Genomic DNA, 14680 nt, shown 5'->3' on the forward strand with positions numbered 1-14680 from the left:
GTATGCAAATTCATACACACCCCTTATATTATCGTGGCTCGCAGTGATTCATTCAAACTCCGGCTGCCCTAAAAACGTCACTGACCAGCGTTTGAGCTTCGTTCACCAATTGCGCAAGATGATCTTCACCCAAAAAACTCTCGGCATAAATTTTATAGACATTCTCTGTACCTGAGGGTCTGGCGGCAAACCAACCATTCCGGGCGCATACTTTTACACCACCAATACTGGCATCATTGCCGGGTGCATGAGTTAACACTTGCACAATCTCCTCTCCTGCAAGGGTTTTGGCGGTGATATCAGTGGCGTTTAAAGCGGTTAATGCCTGCTTTTGTTCCAAACTGGTGGCCACATCAATTCGGGTATAACTGGGGCGACCGTATTTTTCTACCAACTGTTCATAATATTGTCCCGGCGTTTTACCGGTAACGGCCAATATTTCAGCGGCTAGCAGACACAAAATAATTCCGTCTTTATCGGTTGCCCAAGTGGTACCGTCGCGACGTAAGAAAATACCGCCAGCACTTTCTTCACCGGCAAAGCCTATTTCACCGCTAAGCATGCCATCCACAAACCATTTAAACCCCACTGGCATTTCTGCCAATGGACGCTCCAAGCCATTCACAACCCGATCAATTAAGCTGCTGGAAACCAGTGTTTTACCGACTTTCAATGATGATTGCCACTGTGGGCGATGGCGATACAAATAATCTATGGCAACTGCCAGATAATGATTAGGGTTCATCAATCCATAATGGGGATCGACAATACCATGACGATCAAAATCCGGATCATTACCAAAAGCCAAGTCATATCCGTCTTTCATATCGATTAAGCCCGCCATCGCATAAGGTGATGAGCAATCCATCCTGATTTTGCCATCTTTATCCAGACGCATAAACGCAAAGGTGGGATCGACGCGACGATTAACGACGTCAATATTAAGGTCAAAACGTTTAGCGATTTTATCCCAATAAGCTAAGCCCGCCCCACCTAAAGGGTCTGTTGCCAGTTTCAAGCCCGCCTTGGCGATAGCGTCCATATCAATAACTTGGTCCAGTTCATCAATATATGCTTGTGCAAAGTCTTGTTGCTCAACCTGTTCCAGCGCCTCCGCAAAAGGAATTCTGCGTACCCCTTGCATATCATGCTCAATTAATCGATTGGCTTGCTGTTGAATGATACTGGTAATGTCGGTTCCTGCTGGACCGCCGTGCACTGCATTATATTTAAATCCACCATCTTCCGGTGGATTATGCGAGGGTGTAATGACTATTCCATCAGCCTGTTCAGTATGCTGGCGGTTATAGGATAAAATGCGATGAGAAATAACAGGCGTTGGGGTGTATTCGCTATTTTGCTGAATCACCACTTTCACCTTGTTGGCAACTAATACCTCAATCGCCGTACTAAATGCCGCTTCAGATAAGGCATGAGTATCAATCCCAATAAATAATGGTCCGGTAATTTTCTGTTGCTGGCGAAAATCGGCAAGGGCCTGACAAATTGCAGCGATATGCATATCGTTAAAGCTACATAGTAAAGAGCTGCCGCGGTGACCAGAGGTACCAAAGGAAACTTGTTGAGCGGGATTATTTTTTTCGGGAGTTAAGGTAAAATAACGACTAATTAAACGCGGTACATTAACCAGTTGTTCAATAGGAGCCGCTTTTCCGGCTAGGGGGTGAATGCTCATCGAATCCTCTTTAGCTCACTGACAATCAATTTGTTTACCCATATCAATAACATATTGAATCTATCGGGTATAGATAGATAACGTAACGAGAAATATATCGTAGGCTGGTTATCTGTTTTAATAATCTACATTAAAGGTCAAGCAATTGAAATTATTGAATTTTCAACAACAAGGACAAGGACAGCCAATAGTATTATTACATGGGCTATTTGGCAGCCTGGAAAATCTGGGGATGGTGGCACGAGGCTTGGAATCATCCATGCAAGTCATCTCAATTGATCTACCTGATCATGGTCAATCTTATTTTTCTGATCAATTTAGCTATGCCAATTACGCTGAAGCCGTGATTCAGTTATTAGATCATCTTGAAATCGAACAGTGCCACATGCTTGGTCATTCAATGGGGGGTAAAGTATCGATGCAACTAGCGCTGCAACATCCTCAACGTGTCCAGAAACTTATCGTCGCTGATATTGCCCCGGTCGCTTACCCACCACATCACAACCGGATATTTGCCGGTTTAAATAATGTGGACTTAACCACAATCACCAGTCGAAGTGATGCCGATAAAGCGTTATCGATGCATATTGAAGAGGCCGGTGTCAGACAGTTCTTATTAAAAAGCTTACAGCAAACCGAACAGGGATGGAGCTGGAAATTTAACTTACCCCTTTTACAGCGAGACTATGAGCAAATAGCCGCAGGAATTGACTCAGAGCAATCATTCAAGCAGCCCACCTTATTTATTAAAGGTACCGAATCGGATTACATCACCACTGAACATCGGCCCCAGATACAACGCTTGTTTCCTCACGCCAAAGCGCAATTGATGCAAGGATGTGGGCATTGGTTACATGCTGAAAAACCTCAGGTATTTAATCGACTGGCGTTAAATTTCATCAATGCTGGATAGTTTGATAAGTCATCCACTGGCATAGAAAACAAGGTGCAATAAACCTTAACCATCAAGTGCAACAATTGAGGCTTTGTGCTATAGTCCGCGCCGTTTTCTTCCTTGGTGAGAGTTAAATCAGTGCTAAGTGAGTATTATGAGCAAATAGAAGGCATTGCGCTTGACCTAAGCCTGTTAGTGTTATTTATATTAATGGGAATGGCTATTCACGATGTACTCAAAAAAAATAACGTCCCTCCTTTAGGTCGTTATGTTACCTACGGAGTCTTATTACTTGGTTGTGTAGGTTTTGTAGCAAAAGGTATCATTGAGATTGTTTTGACCAACTAGCCAGATTTAACGCTAGTAATGTCATCTATATTCAGAAGGTTTAATAACATATGGCAAGTGTTGGACTATTTTTTGGTAGTGACACAGGTAACACAGAGCATGTTGCCAAGATGATCCAGAAAGAGCTGGGCAAAAACCTGATCGAAGTTCGGGATATAGCCAAAAGCAGTAAAGAACAGATCGCAGAGTTCGATCTATTAATGTTCGGGATCCCGACATGGTATTACGGTGAAGCTCAGTGTGATTGGGATGATTTCTTCCCTGAATTAGAAGAGATTGATTTCACTGATAAACTCGTCGCCATTTTTGGCTGTGGTGACCAAGAAGACTATGCCGAGTATTTCCTCGATGCAATGGGCATGGTGCGTGACATTGTTGAAGCGCGCGGTGCGATTGTTATTGGTCATTGGCCTACCGAAAGTTATGACTTTGAAGCCTCCAAAGGCATGGCTGATAGCGACCACTTTGTTGGTCTGGGTATTGATGAAGATCGTCAGCCAGAGTTAACCGAGTCGCGGGTAAAACAGTGGTGCAAACAAATACACGAAGAAATGTGCCTGGCTGAACTAGGCTAATATCCTCCCCTATTTTTCAGCATCCGTTGCGGGTGCTGATGAATTTATCTTCTCCATTAAAATTGTATGCTTATTTAATCACATGGTTTGTTATACTCAGGCAAATTTTTTATTGGAAACGCCCTTTTGCAATTTAGTGACCTGCCCCTTGATCATCGGATCCTTAATTTTTTAACCCGCAAAGGCTTTGCCGAAGCGACCGAGATACAAAGTCAAGCCATCCCCCATGCGCTGCTAGGTAAAGATCTAATTGCATCGTCCAAAACCGGCTCAGGTAAAACCCTCGCCTTTTTGATTCCAGCATTGCAACGGGTGTTAAAAACCAAACCATTAAGCCAACGGGATCCAAGAGTACTTATTTTGGCGCCGACCCGTGAATTGGCTAAACAGGTATTTTTGCAATTACGCAGCATGATCGAAGGGACATCGGTTAAAGCAGCGTTGATCCTCGGTGGCGAGAATTTTAATGATCAAGTCAAAACCCTGCGGCGTTACCCCCAATTTGTAGTGGGAACAGCCGGACGTATTGCCGATCATGTTAAAGATCGTTCATTGTTCTTAAATGGTCTTGAATTGTTAATTATGGATGAAGCTGACCGCATGCTCGATTTAGGCTTTGCTGAAGAACTCAAAACCATAAACCGCATGGCCGATCACCGCAAACGTCAGTCACTCATGTTTTCCGCCACCATGGATAACACCGAATTACATTATTTGACTAAAACGTTGCTCAAGGCGCCGCAGCGAATCAGTATTGGTGAAGCTAATGCCGAGCATCAGGATATTGAGCAACGTTTTTATCTATCGGATCATATTGAACATAAAGAACAGCTACTCAAAGCCTTATTGGAGCAGGAAACCTTTCAGCAGGTCATTTTATTTACTGCGACTCGAGCCGATAGCGACAGAATTGCAACACTATTGCAACAATGGGGTAAAAATAGTGTCGGCCTAAGTGGTGAACTTAGCCAATCTCAACGCAGTAATATCATGAATGCCTTTAGTCGCGGACAACATCAGATACTAGTCACTACCGATGTCGCCTCACGGGGACTGGATTTACTCAATGTGTCACTGGTAATTAACTTTGATCTGCCCAAGTTAGCCGATGAATATGTACATCGAGTCGGCAGAACTGGGCGAGCAGGCAAACAGGGGTTAGCCATCTCATTGGTGGGTCCAAAGGATTGGCACAGTTTTACGGCGATTAAAGGTTTCTTGCAGCAACAGATTGAATTTAGTCAATTAGATGGCTTAGTTGCTAAATTTAAAGGCTTAAAACCGGCTAAAAAGTTGCTCCCTAAAAACAAGACTAATCACGGCTCATCTAAACAGCCGACTCGAACAAAAAACAAACCGATTAAACGCATTAAATCGACTCAAGGAATCGACGTTGGTGATGCGCCAATGTTGAAAAAGAAAAACAAGCTGATCGAGTCTGATGAAACAGATCAGTAAGCAGTGAATCTTTTCTATATTCCCCAGTCCTATGGATGTTAACTTTTATTATGGAAGCCTTATCTGGTATGCAGTCAATTAAACACGCTATTTTAGTCCGTATCATTGCCCTAATCCCGCTTATTATTTTTCATCCTCTGGCCTTGGGGCAGCAACGGGACACTAAAGTCATCGATGCCGTGGTTAATATTCATGTCAATCAGGTACGAGCTTGGGATGACAGCTATAACAATGCCAGTCAGGGCACGGGTTTTGTTATCGATAGCGAGCAAGGTTTGATTCTGACCAACAAGCATATTGTGGAAACTGGCCCTGTCATCGCCTACGCCGAATTTTCCAATAAGAAACAAATTGAACTCATTCCAATATACCGTGATCCGGTGCATGATTTTGGACTGTTTAAATATGATCCCAAGCAGCTCGACGGCCTGAAGATTTCAGCAATACAGTTGAGCAGCCAAGCCAGTGTAGGCACTCCAATTCGGTTATATGGTAATGATGGTGGCGAAGATTTATCCATTATTGAAGGGGTGTTATCCAGAATAGACCGCCCTGCTCCTGATTACCGCAATACCAATACCGATTTTAATACCTTCTATTTTCAAGCTGCGTTAGGCAGTAGTGGTGGCTCTTCAGGATCACCTATTCTAAATAGTGATAATCAGGCAATTGCAATTAATGCCGGTGCCAGAAGAGATGCCGATACGGCCTTCTTTTTGCCCATGGAAATGATCATTCCCACCGTTGAAAAGTTACGTCATCAGCAAAAGGTCAGTCGCGGTACCTTGCAAACCGAATTCACTCACACTCCTTTTAATCGCCTCAGAACTCTGGGTCTGACCGATGAAATAATTACCAAAGAACGACAACATTCTCCCACCGCTACCGGCAAACTGGTTGTGACTCATGTATTACCCAAAGGACCAGGTGATGGCGTGTTTGAGCCTGGCGATATATTGCTCAGTATCAATAATCAGCCAATCAATAACTTTTTTGAGCTGGAAACCTTATTTAATCAACAGGTTGGTAAACAAGTCACCTTATTGTTTTACCGTAACGGCAAAGAAATTAGCAAAAACATGGTCGTCGATGATCTGTTTGCCCTCACTCCCGATGAATACATTGAATACGGTAAAGCCAATATTATTCCTGTGGGTATTAATCTCGCACGTTTATTCAATATCCCTGTACATGGTTTAACGTTAGTGGATGCCGGTCCATTATTTGGTAGTCAAAATATTAAGCGTTTCGCCCTGATTGAAGAAATTAACAATCAACCCATTAGCACCTTGGATGATCTGGAAAAAGAACTCAACAATATAGGTGTAGGAGCACGGTTTAGCGTGCGTTATCGCTATCCTTTTGATATTGCCCAACAACAATATAAACAACTGACTGACTATACCGACTGGTTTGACAATAGCCGCTGTAAAAATATTGCCGGACAACGTCACTGGCAATGTAAACCACTATTAAAAAAGAATAACGCCAACGGTAAGCACAATTTTAGCTCGGATAAAGTCGTCACTTCGCCTATTGTCGATATTAGCGTCTTTCGACCTGTTTTGGTCAACAGCCAGAATGATGTTAATCGTCGCGGTCAAGGTGCCATAATTGATAAAAAAGCCGGTCTGGTATTAACCGATAAATCGATTATCGACAGTACCTTAGCGGTGGTAAATTTAACCTTTAATAATGGGGTCAGTACTTCAGGTAAAGTATTGGCTATTCATCCGTATTTAAATTTGGCGATTATCCAAACGGATTTATCGGTAGTTAAATTCAGGCCTCCCATATTACCCGAACTATCTGCTATTGAGCCTAATACCAGCGAGCCTTATCACTTTATTGGTAAGTCATCGATGCTCGATTTTAAAGTACATGCCTCAGCACTATGGCCCACGGTTATCGGTAATGAAAGCTTCCATGACAGTTTTGAGTTTGCTCCTTTGCCGGATGTATTCGGTCTTTACTTAAACAGTAAAAATCAAATTTCGGCCATCAATACCAACTACCAATATGATAAATCCAGTTATAACGATATTATCCCTGCCCGTTTGGTACTCGATTTTGTTAACAGTGTAAAAGCCAATAAGAAAGGCATGTACCTGTTAGAGAGTGACTTTAACTATATCAGCTATGCGGAAGCACTTGAGCTGGGCATTGAAGGGATCAATGTAAATAACACCGATCGGGTGCTCAATGTATACAGTGTGGAATCACTCGGTAACAGTGAACTCTTGCCCGGTGATATTATTTTAAAAGTCGCCAATCAATCGGTATCGGGCATTAACCAGCTCTATCAAGCGGTTAAACAACCTGAATTTAAAATGGATATATTGCGCAATGGCAAACAACAATCAATCCAGGCACACGCTCGATTCAAAGATTTCAATCCCTTTCATGATGTGATTTTTTGGGGTGGTGCAATCATTCATAAAATGAACGATAAAGTGTATTTGCCTGAAGGACCTGCGGAAGGCTGTTTACGGATCAGCGTATTTTATTTTGGTAGTCCCATCCATAGCTCAGGTATTACCAATGGCAGCTGCATATACGCCATCGATGGACAAAAAGTGCAAACTATCGACGACATCAAAGCCTTAACTGAAAATAAACAGTCCGGTGACTACACTCGGGTACAAACGGTTGAATTAAACAATAATTTCCGAATCGCGGAATTTCGTTTACGGGAAGATCCCTACTACTGGCCAATTAAACATTGGAATCTGACTGAAAATGGTTGGCAACGAATTAACGATTAACTGTATTTTTCTCGTTATTCGACGACTGTCACTCCCGATTGAATTTCTTCGAGTCATACAAAAACGCCGCTACAATAGCGGCGTTTGCGTTTCAACCAAATCAATTGATTACAGACTGGCTTCCAGTTCAGGCAACACACTAAACAGATCAGCGACTAATCCATAGTCTGCCACTTGGAAAATGGGCGCATCTTCATCCTTGTTGATGGCAACAATCACTTTGGCGTCTTTCATCCCGGCTAAATGTTGAATAGCACCGGAAATTCCCACCGCGATATACAAATCTGGAGCAACAATTTTACCCGTTTGTCCTACCTGCATATCGTTCGGTACAAATCCGGCATCCACGGCAGCGCGCGAAGCACCAATTGCGGCGCCCAGCTTATCAGCAATCCCTTCCAGTAATTTGAAGTTTTCGCCATTTTGCATTCCACGGCCACCAGAAATCACCACCCGTGCTGCGGTTAATTCAGGACGCTCGGATTGTGTTAATTCAGCCGACACAAATTCACTTAGGGTATTGGCTTTAACCACTGATACGGTTTCAACAGCCACTGCATCATTACCCATTTCAGCTGAATCAAACGCTGCAGTACGCACAGTTAATACTTTAATGCTGTCGCTGCTTTGTACCGTGGCAATGGCATTACCGGCATAAATCGGACGCACAAAAGTGTCACTAGATTCAATCCGGATTACATCGGATATTTGTTCAACATCTAATAATGCTGCTACTCTGGGTAACAGGTTTTTACCCCCAGTGGTCGCGGCTGCCAACACATGAGAGTAATTGGAGCCAACCAGTTCAACAATCAATTCAGCAATATTTTCCGGCAATTGATGCTGATAATCAGCATGATCCGCCAACCAGACTTTATCAACACCTTGAATAGTTGCGGCCTGTTCTGCCACCCCACCACAATTGCCACCGACCACTAATAAATGACAGGTGTCCGCCAATCCACTGGCGGCATGAACCAGTTTTAGCGTATCGGGTTTCAGTTGTTGATTATCGTGCTCTGCTATCACTAATACGCTCATCAGATCACCTTTGCTTCATTTTTTAATTTACTGACTAATTCGGCCACATCTGCCACTTTAATACCTCCAGCTCGTTGGGCTGGCGGCTCTACTTTTAACAGGCTTACACGTGATTGAAGATCCAATCCCAAATCGGCAGCCACAATACTATCCAGTGGCTTACGCTTGGCCTTCATAATATTAGGTAGGGTTGCATAACGAGGTTCATTTAAACGTAAATCAGTCGTCACGACTGCAGGTAAACTCAGTTTTACCTTTTGTAATCCCCCGTCTATTTCGCGGGTGACCGAGACAAAGTCCCCTTCCAGCTCAACCTTGGAAGCAAAGGTACCTTGTGGCATACCCGTTAATGCCGCCAGCATCTGTCCGGTTTGATTATTATCAGAATCTATCGATTGTTTACCCAGAATAATCAGTTTGGGTTGTTCCTGTTCAACGACTTTTTGCAATACTTTAGCCACTTGTAATGAACCTAAAGCAAATTCTGTCTCTACATGAATCCCGCGATCAGCGCCTAAAGCTAACGCTGTGCGGATCTGTTCCTGACAGCTTTTATCGCCAATAGAAACCACCACGACTTCTTCAGCAAAACCTTGTTCTTTCAATCGAATCGCTTCTTCCACGGCAATTTCACAAAAAGGATTCATTGCCATTTTGGTATTAGCTAAATCAACATTGGAATGATCCGCTTTAACCCTGACTTTAACGTTGTAATCTATTACGCGCTTAATCGGCACCAGAATTTTCATATCTTCCTCAACAGAATAACTGTCAACTCTGCTATCCAGAGTTAGTTGTGATGAACATCAGCATGCAATGTACTTCCTGTTGACGTAAACGTCAACCAACACTACCCTTAGCCACAATCATTTATTAACTTGAATTTAACAGTATTCTTTACAATTAGCCTTTGGGTTGGCGTAAATAAAACTTAGGAGTCACTGATGGAAAGAGAATCAATGGAGTTTGATGTTGTTATAGTCGGTGCTGGCCCTGCCGGCCTGAGTAGCGCAATAAAATTGATGCAATCGGCTCAAACACAGCAACGGGAACTGACGGTTTGTGTGGTTGAAAAAGGGTCTGAAGTAGGCGCTCATATCTTATCTGGGGCAGTATTAGAAACCAAAGCTCTGGATGAATTACTACCGGATTGGCCATCACGTAATGCGCCTATAACGGTAAAAGTGACCGAAGATCAGATCCATTTACTCAAAGATCAGCAAAAATCCACCCAACTACCGACCTTTGCCACCCCTAAGTCAATGCACAATACAGGTAATTATATTGTCAGTATGGGCAATGTGTGCCGTTGGTTGGCTGATCAGGCAGAACAATTAGGTGTAGAAATATTTCCCGGTTTCGCGGCGGCAGAAATCTTGTATAACGATGATGGCAGTATTGGCGGCGTGATCACTGGCGATATGGGGCTTGATGCACAAGGCCAACCCAAAAACGGTTTTATGCCCGGTATGGCGTTGCGCGCCAAATATACTATTTTTGCCGAAGGTTGTCGTGGTCATCTAGGAAAGCAACTGATTGAAAAGTTTAATTTAAATGAGCAATCCAGTTCACCACAACATTACGCCATCGGCTTTAAAGAAGTGTGGGATATTGAGCCGGAAAAACATCAGCCCGGATTGGTTATTCATACCGGTGGGTGGCCACTCAGTAACGCCAGTGGTGGTAGTTATTTATATCATGGTGAAGATAATCAAGTGCTTGTCGGCCTGATTGTGGATTTGAACTACAACAATCCCCATCTTAGCCCCTTTGATGAATTTCAACGACTGAAACATCATCCGTTATTTGCCCAGTATCTGACCGGAGGAAAACGGGTCAGTTATGGTGCGCGGGCGATTGCCAAAGGCGGCTTAAATTCATTACCCAAAATGACAATGCCGGGCGGGATTTTGGTCGGTTGTGAAGCTGGCACGCTAAACTTCGCCAAAATAAAAGGTAACCACACCGCGATGAAGTCCGGCATGCTTGCCGCCGACACGATTTTTGACGCCATCCAAAATGACCAGATACATCAAGACTTAAACGACTATCAAACTCGTTTTAATCAATCGTGGTTATATGATGAGCTATATCGATCACGTAACTTTGGCCCTGCCATGCACAAATTCGGTAATTTTTGGGGTGGTGCATTTAATACACTCGATCAAAATTGGTTTAATGGTAAATTACCGATTCATTTAAAAGATCAAAGTCAGGATTATCAACAGTTACAATTCGCCAAAGATTGTCCGAAAATTAATTATCCTAAACCCGATGGTAAATTAAGTTTTGACAAATTATCTTCAGTCTTTATATCAAATACCAATCATGAAGAAAATCAGCCTTGTCACTTGCAGCTGAAAGATTCGAGCATCCCGATTAATCAAAACTTGCCACAATATGATGAACCCGCGCAGCGATATTGCCCCGCTGGCGTTTATGAAGTGATTGACAATGATGACGGTGAAAAACAATTACAAATTAATGCACAAAACTGTATTCACTGTAAAAGTTGTGACATCAAAGATCCGGCCCAAAATATTAATTGGGTAACCCCTGAAGGGGGTGGCGGACCGAATTATCCTAATATGTAAGATTGCAATTAGCGTGATAATTAAATGAATAAAAACGGGATTAATTCCCGTTTTTTATTGCAAGTAATCTATTTTAATTATATTTTTTGAGCTGCAATACATGTCAATAATTTAATTTCATAGGAATAATTAATGAGTGATTTTATCAGCGTTTTAACCCATGGAAGAAAATTACAGGGAGCCGTAAAACAATTAACTATCGAAGAGTTACAAGAGGTAGCCAATAAACTAGCTAAAATCATTGAAACTCGCGAGAAAAAAGAAGCTGAAGCCCGTATTCAACAACAGGCGAAACAAGCCAAAATTGAACAACTTCGTCAACAAATAGAAGAAGCGGGTCTCGAACTTTCCGATTTTGAACAATTAACTGAGAAAAAAACAGTTAATAAAACCGGCAAAAAGCGCCCAGTCAAATACAGCATAAAAGATAAAGACGGCAATGTAGTCAACTGGACCGGTATCGGGCGCATGCCGCTGGTTTTTGCTGATGCTGTTAAAAAAGGCAAAAAACTGGATAGTTTCAAAATATAAAACTTGCCCGGTTTTAGTTTCACCCGTTAATTCTTTGCCGCAGAACGGCATTATCTCTGCGGCAGAAACATTTCTTTATATTAATCAATAACCTTCTATACTCAATTGCATTCGTATAACAATATACTGTGTAATTGGTTTTTATCTCTATGTGGCATGGAAAAGGGAATTATTCACAAGGATTTGTACGCAATTTTTTGTCCTTTATGGTGCCGTCATTATTGCTAGTCGGCCTGGTTCTTAGTCTGCTTTATCGCAACGAAATCATCGCCATTAAAGATATTGTCCAGCATGAAGAACAATTCAACATTCAATTAGCACAACAAACGATCGAGCTGGAACTCAAAACCCTTCGCAGTGATCTGGGCTTTCTGGCGGCACAGTCTAATTTAAGCAACTTTATCCACCACCCCTCCGTTGAAACACGCCGCCAGTTACAACATGACTGGCAAATATTTGCCACACACCGGGCCCAATACCATCAAATCCGCTTTATTGATAAACAGGGTTTAGAAGTGGTCAGAATCAACTGGAATAATGGTGAGCCTATTGTTGTGCCGGTTTCCCAATTACAAGACAAGTCAAAACGAGACTATGTTAAACAAACACTATCAATGCATAAAAATGATGTCTATGTATCTGATTTGACCCTAAATATCGAGAATAAAAAAGTTGAGGAACCCATCGTGCCTGTTATACGGGTCGCCAGCCCTATCATGGATCAGCAAGGACAATTAAAGGGACTGTTGATCCTCAATTATCTCGGCCAGGACCTGCTGGATAAATTACGACAAATTCCAGGCAATCATAATTCTGCCCTTTGGCTAGTAAACAGACACGGTTACTGGATGCTGGGATCATCAGTTGGGCAGGAATGGGGGTTTATATTGACTGGCAGAGAACAACATAATTTCGCCAGACAACAACCCGGTTTATGGCAAACGATTGTTAACGGCCAACGTGAAGATCAACTCGAATATCAATCAAGTACTTATACCTACGCCAGAATTGACGGTAAAAATTCGCCTTTAGGCGCAAATGCGAAAACCTGGTTTATTATCTCAGCCCTGCCCGACCAAAGGATTTACACCTTACTCGAAGATAAAGTTAAACATAATATTCTCAATTTTATCGTATTCATTGTTTTACTGTGTCTGGTTGCGGTGGTGTGGGCCAACAGGAATTTGACCAAACAGCGAGCCAACATGGAAATACGCCGCAGTGAATCAAAATTCAGGGGGTTATTAGATTCTGCCCCTGACGCCATTATCATTGTCGATAACAAGGGCAAGATAGTCATGACCAATGCTCACACAAAAAACTGCCTAGGTTACTCAAAACAAGAATTGGCAGGCCAGACTATTGAATATTTATTGCCTGAGCGTTTTCGTCACCACCATGTACAACACAGAAACCAGTATTCACTCAACCCTGTAGTGCGGGAAATGGGAGCGGGACTGGAGTTATTTGCACTACATAAAAATGGTAAGGAGATTCCGGTAGAAATTAGTTTGAGCCCGGTCAAAACCGGCAATGAAACATTGATTATCAGTATTGTTCGGGATGTGTCCGGCCGCAAAAAAATCGAATCAGCCAAATTGCTGGCCGAAAAGCGCTATCATAACCTAGTCGATAATTTACCCATTGGCGTATTTCGTTGCGAGGCAGATACCACGGGAACGTTTACTGAAGCCAACCCGAGTCTGGCTAAGATTCTGGAAGCCGATAATAGTCAGACCTTATTTGAACATTGTTTGTCATCATTTTTTGTTCACCCACTCGATTGGCAAAATTTGCAACAAAACATGCAACAAAACCGGCCTGTCAACACCACTGAATACGCCATGGTCAGCCTGACAGGAAAATTTTTTACTGCCAATATTAATGCAGTGATTAAACAGGATGAAAGTGGTCATTTGTACTATGAGGGTATACTGGAAGATATCAGCGTTCGTACCGCTAAAGATAAACATATAAAAGAGCTCAACCGTCACCTAAAACAACATAGTCTGCAACTTGAGGCGACCAATAAAGAGCTCGAAGCGTTTAGCTACTCGGTTTCCCATGATTTACGCGCCCCCCTTCGCGCCATAGACGGATTTAGTCAAACCCTGCTTAATCAATATCAGGATAAACTGGACGAGAAAGGCAATGACAGGCTCAAACGAATCAGTTCCGCCGCACAACGCATGGGCCAATTAATTGATGCATTATTGGGATTAGCGAAAGTCACCCGTACAGAGGTGGATAGACAACAGGTTGATTTGTCACAAATGGCTCACGATGTATGTAACGAACTGGAAAGCCACATGGCCAATAAACCGGCTGTTCTTATCCAGCCAGATATTAAAGCCAATACAGATCCTCATTTAATCCGCATTGTCCTCAACAATCTACTAGGTAATGCCTGGAAATTTTCTGCCACCCAAGCCGTTGCCAGAATCGAATTTGGACAAACAATAGACGATTCCAACAAGCCGATATACTTTGTAAAAGACAATGGTATCGGTTTTGATATGGCATATAACGCCAAATTGTTTACCGCCTTTCAACGTTTACACCCTGATGAGACATTTTCTGGTACCGGTATTGGATTAGCCACAGTTCAGCGTATTATCCACAAACACGGGGGCGAAATTTGGGCAGAAAGTGAGGTTGGACATGGATGTGTATTCTATTTTACCATCGATGAGTCAGCATAGGGTCTACTAAATTTTAGTATGTGTTGATTTTCTGTGTAGCAAAATATCAGCACAGCAAAGGATCATTAAAGGAGT

General features: G+C 42.6%; 11 protein-coding genes. 8 read left to right on the forward strand and 3 right to left on the reverse strand.

Annotation, left to right across the window (positions count from 1 at the left end; genetic code table 11):
- Positions 1-52: 52 nt before the first annotated feature.
- Positions 53-1696, reverse strand: a complete 1644-nt coding sequence (pgm, locus tag ACTD55_RS04950) for a phosphoglucomutase (alpha-D-glucose-1,6-bisphosphate-dependent) (protein WP_438863197.1) — start codon at positions 1694-1696, stop codon at positions 53-55.
- A 145-nt stretch (positions 1697-1841) separates the two neighbouring features.
- Between pgm and ACTD55_RS04955 the strand changes: the two genes are divergently transcribed.
- The 5 genes from ACTD55_RS04955 (at position 1842) to ACTD55_RS04975 (ending at position 7737) form a co-directional block, all read left to right on the forward strand.
- Complete coding sequence (locus ACTD55_RS04955; RefSeq protein ID WP_438863198.1) at positions 1842-2609, forward strand: alpha/beta fold hydrolase; 768 nt, start codon at positions 1842-1844, stop codon at positions 2607-2609.
- A gap of 120 nt (positions 2610-2729) precedes the next feature.
- A complete protein-coding gene (locus ACTD55_RS04960; protein WP_438863199.1) occupies positions 2730-2939 on the forward strand; it encodes a DUF2788 domain-containing protein in 210 nt (69 codons plus the stop codon).
- A 50-nt stretch (positions 2940-2989) separates the two neighbouring features.
- Positions 2990-3514 (forward strand): flavodoxin FldA, encoded by a 525-nt coding sequence (gene fldA / locus ACTD55_RS04965; RefSeq protein ID WP_438863200.1) that lies wholly within the window; start codon positions 2990-2992, stop codon positions 3512-3514.
- A 126-nt stretch (positions 3515-3640) separates the two neighbouring features.
- Positions 3641-4972 carry a DEAD/DEAH box helicase gene (locus ACTD55_RS04970; RefSeq protein ID WP_438863201.1) on the forward strand — a complete coding sequence of 444 codons (1332 nt, stop codon included), beginning with the start codon at positions 3641-3643 and terminating at the stop codon, positions 4970-4972.
- A 68-nt stretch (positions 4973-5040) separates the two neighbouring features.
- Positions 5041-7737, forward strand: a complete 2697-nt coding sequence (locus ACTD55_RS04975; RefSeq protein WP_438863202.1) for a trypsin-like peptidase domain-containing protein — start codon at positions 5041-5043, stop codon at positions 7735-7737.
- Positions 7738-7845: 108 nt separating this feature from the next.
- Here the strand turns inward: ACTD55_RS04975 and ACTD55_RS04980 are convergent, their stop codons facing one another.
- Both ACTD55_RS04980 and ACTD55_RS04985 read right to left on the reverse strand, forming a co-directional pair.
- Entirely contained in the window at positions 7846-8778 is a 933-nt protein-coding gene (locus ACTD55_RS04980) for an electron transfer flavoprotein subunit alpha/FixB family protein (protein ID WP_438863203.1), read from the reverse strand.
- Positions 8778-9527 (reverse strand): electron transfer flavoprotein subunit beta/FixA family protein, encoded by a 750-nt coding sequence (locus ACTD55_RS04985; RefSeq protein WP_438863204.1) that lies wholly within the window; start codon positions 9525-9527, stop codon positions 8778-8780. The genes ACTD55_RS04980 and ACTD55_RS04985 overlap by 1 nt, the downstream gene beginning before the upstream one ends.
- Before the next feature lie 195 nt (positions 9528-9722).
- Here ACTD55_RS04985 and ACTD55_RS04990 point away from each other — a divergent pair, with 195 nt between their 5' ends.
- The 3 genes from ACTD55_RS04990 to ACTD55_RS05000 all read left to right on the forward strand — a co-directional run bounded on the left by ACTD55_RS04990 (position 9723) and on the right by ACTD55_RS05000 (position 14605).
- Positions 9723-11372 carry an electron transfer flavoprotein-ubiquinone oxidoreductase gene (locus ACTD55_RS04990; protein WP_438863205.1) on the forward strand — a complete coding sequence of 550 codons (1650 nt, stop codon included), beginning with the start codon at positions 9723-9725 and terminating at the stop codon, positions 11370-11372.
- 132 nt (positions 11373-11504) lie between these two features.
- Positions 11505-11903, forward strand: coding sequence for an H-NS histone family protein (locus ACTD55_RS04995; RefSeq protein WP_438863206.1), 399 nt, complete (start codon positions 11505-11507; stop codon positions 11901-11903).
- A 149-nt stretch (positions 11904-12052) separates the two neighbouring features.
- Positions 12053-14605: a PAS domain S-box protein gene (locus ACTD55_RS05000; protein WP_438863207.1), complete on the forward strand. Its 2553-nt coding sequence runs from the start codon at positions 12053-12055 to the stop codon at positions 14603-14605.
- Positions 14606-14680: the final 75 nt, after the last annotated feature.

The organism is Neptunicella sp. (assembly GCF_048268085.1).
Taxonomy (GTDB): Bacteria; Pseudomonadota; Gammaproteobacteria; order Enterobacterales; family Alteromonadaceae; genus Neptunicella.

Coding starts and splice junctions, on each gene's coding strand:
- pgm (WP_438863197.1), bottom strand. CDS start 1,696: ATGAGCATTCACCCCCTAGCCGGAAAAGCGGCTCCTATTGAACAACTG.
- fldA (WP_438863200.1), top strand. CDS start 2,990: ATGGCAAGTGTTGGACTATTTTTTGGTAGTGACACAGGTAACACAGAG.
- ACTD55_RS04975 (WP_438863202.1), top strand. CDS start 5,041: ATGCAGTCAATTAAACACGCTATTTTAGTCCGTATCATTGCCCTAATC.
- ACTD55_RS04980 (WP_438863203.1), bottom strand. CDS start 8,778: ATGAGCGTATTAGTGATAGCAGAGCACGATAATCAACAACTGAAACCC.
- ACTD55_RS04985 (WP_438863204.1), bottom strand. CDS start 9,527: ATGAAAATTCTGGTGCCGATTAAGCGCGTAATAGATTACAACGTTAAA.
- ACTD55_RS04990 (WP_438863205.1), top strand. CDS start 9,723: ATGGAAAGAGAATCAATGGAGTTTGATGTTGTTATAGTCGGTGCTGGC.
- ACTD55_RS04995 (WP_438863206.1), top strand. CDS start 11,505: ATGAGTGATTTTATCAGCGTTTTAACCCATGGAAGAAAATTACAGGGA.
- ACTD55_RS05000 (WP_438863207.1), top strand. CDS start 12,053: ATGTGGCATGGAAAAGGGAATTATTCACAAGGATTTGTACGCAATTTT.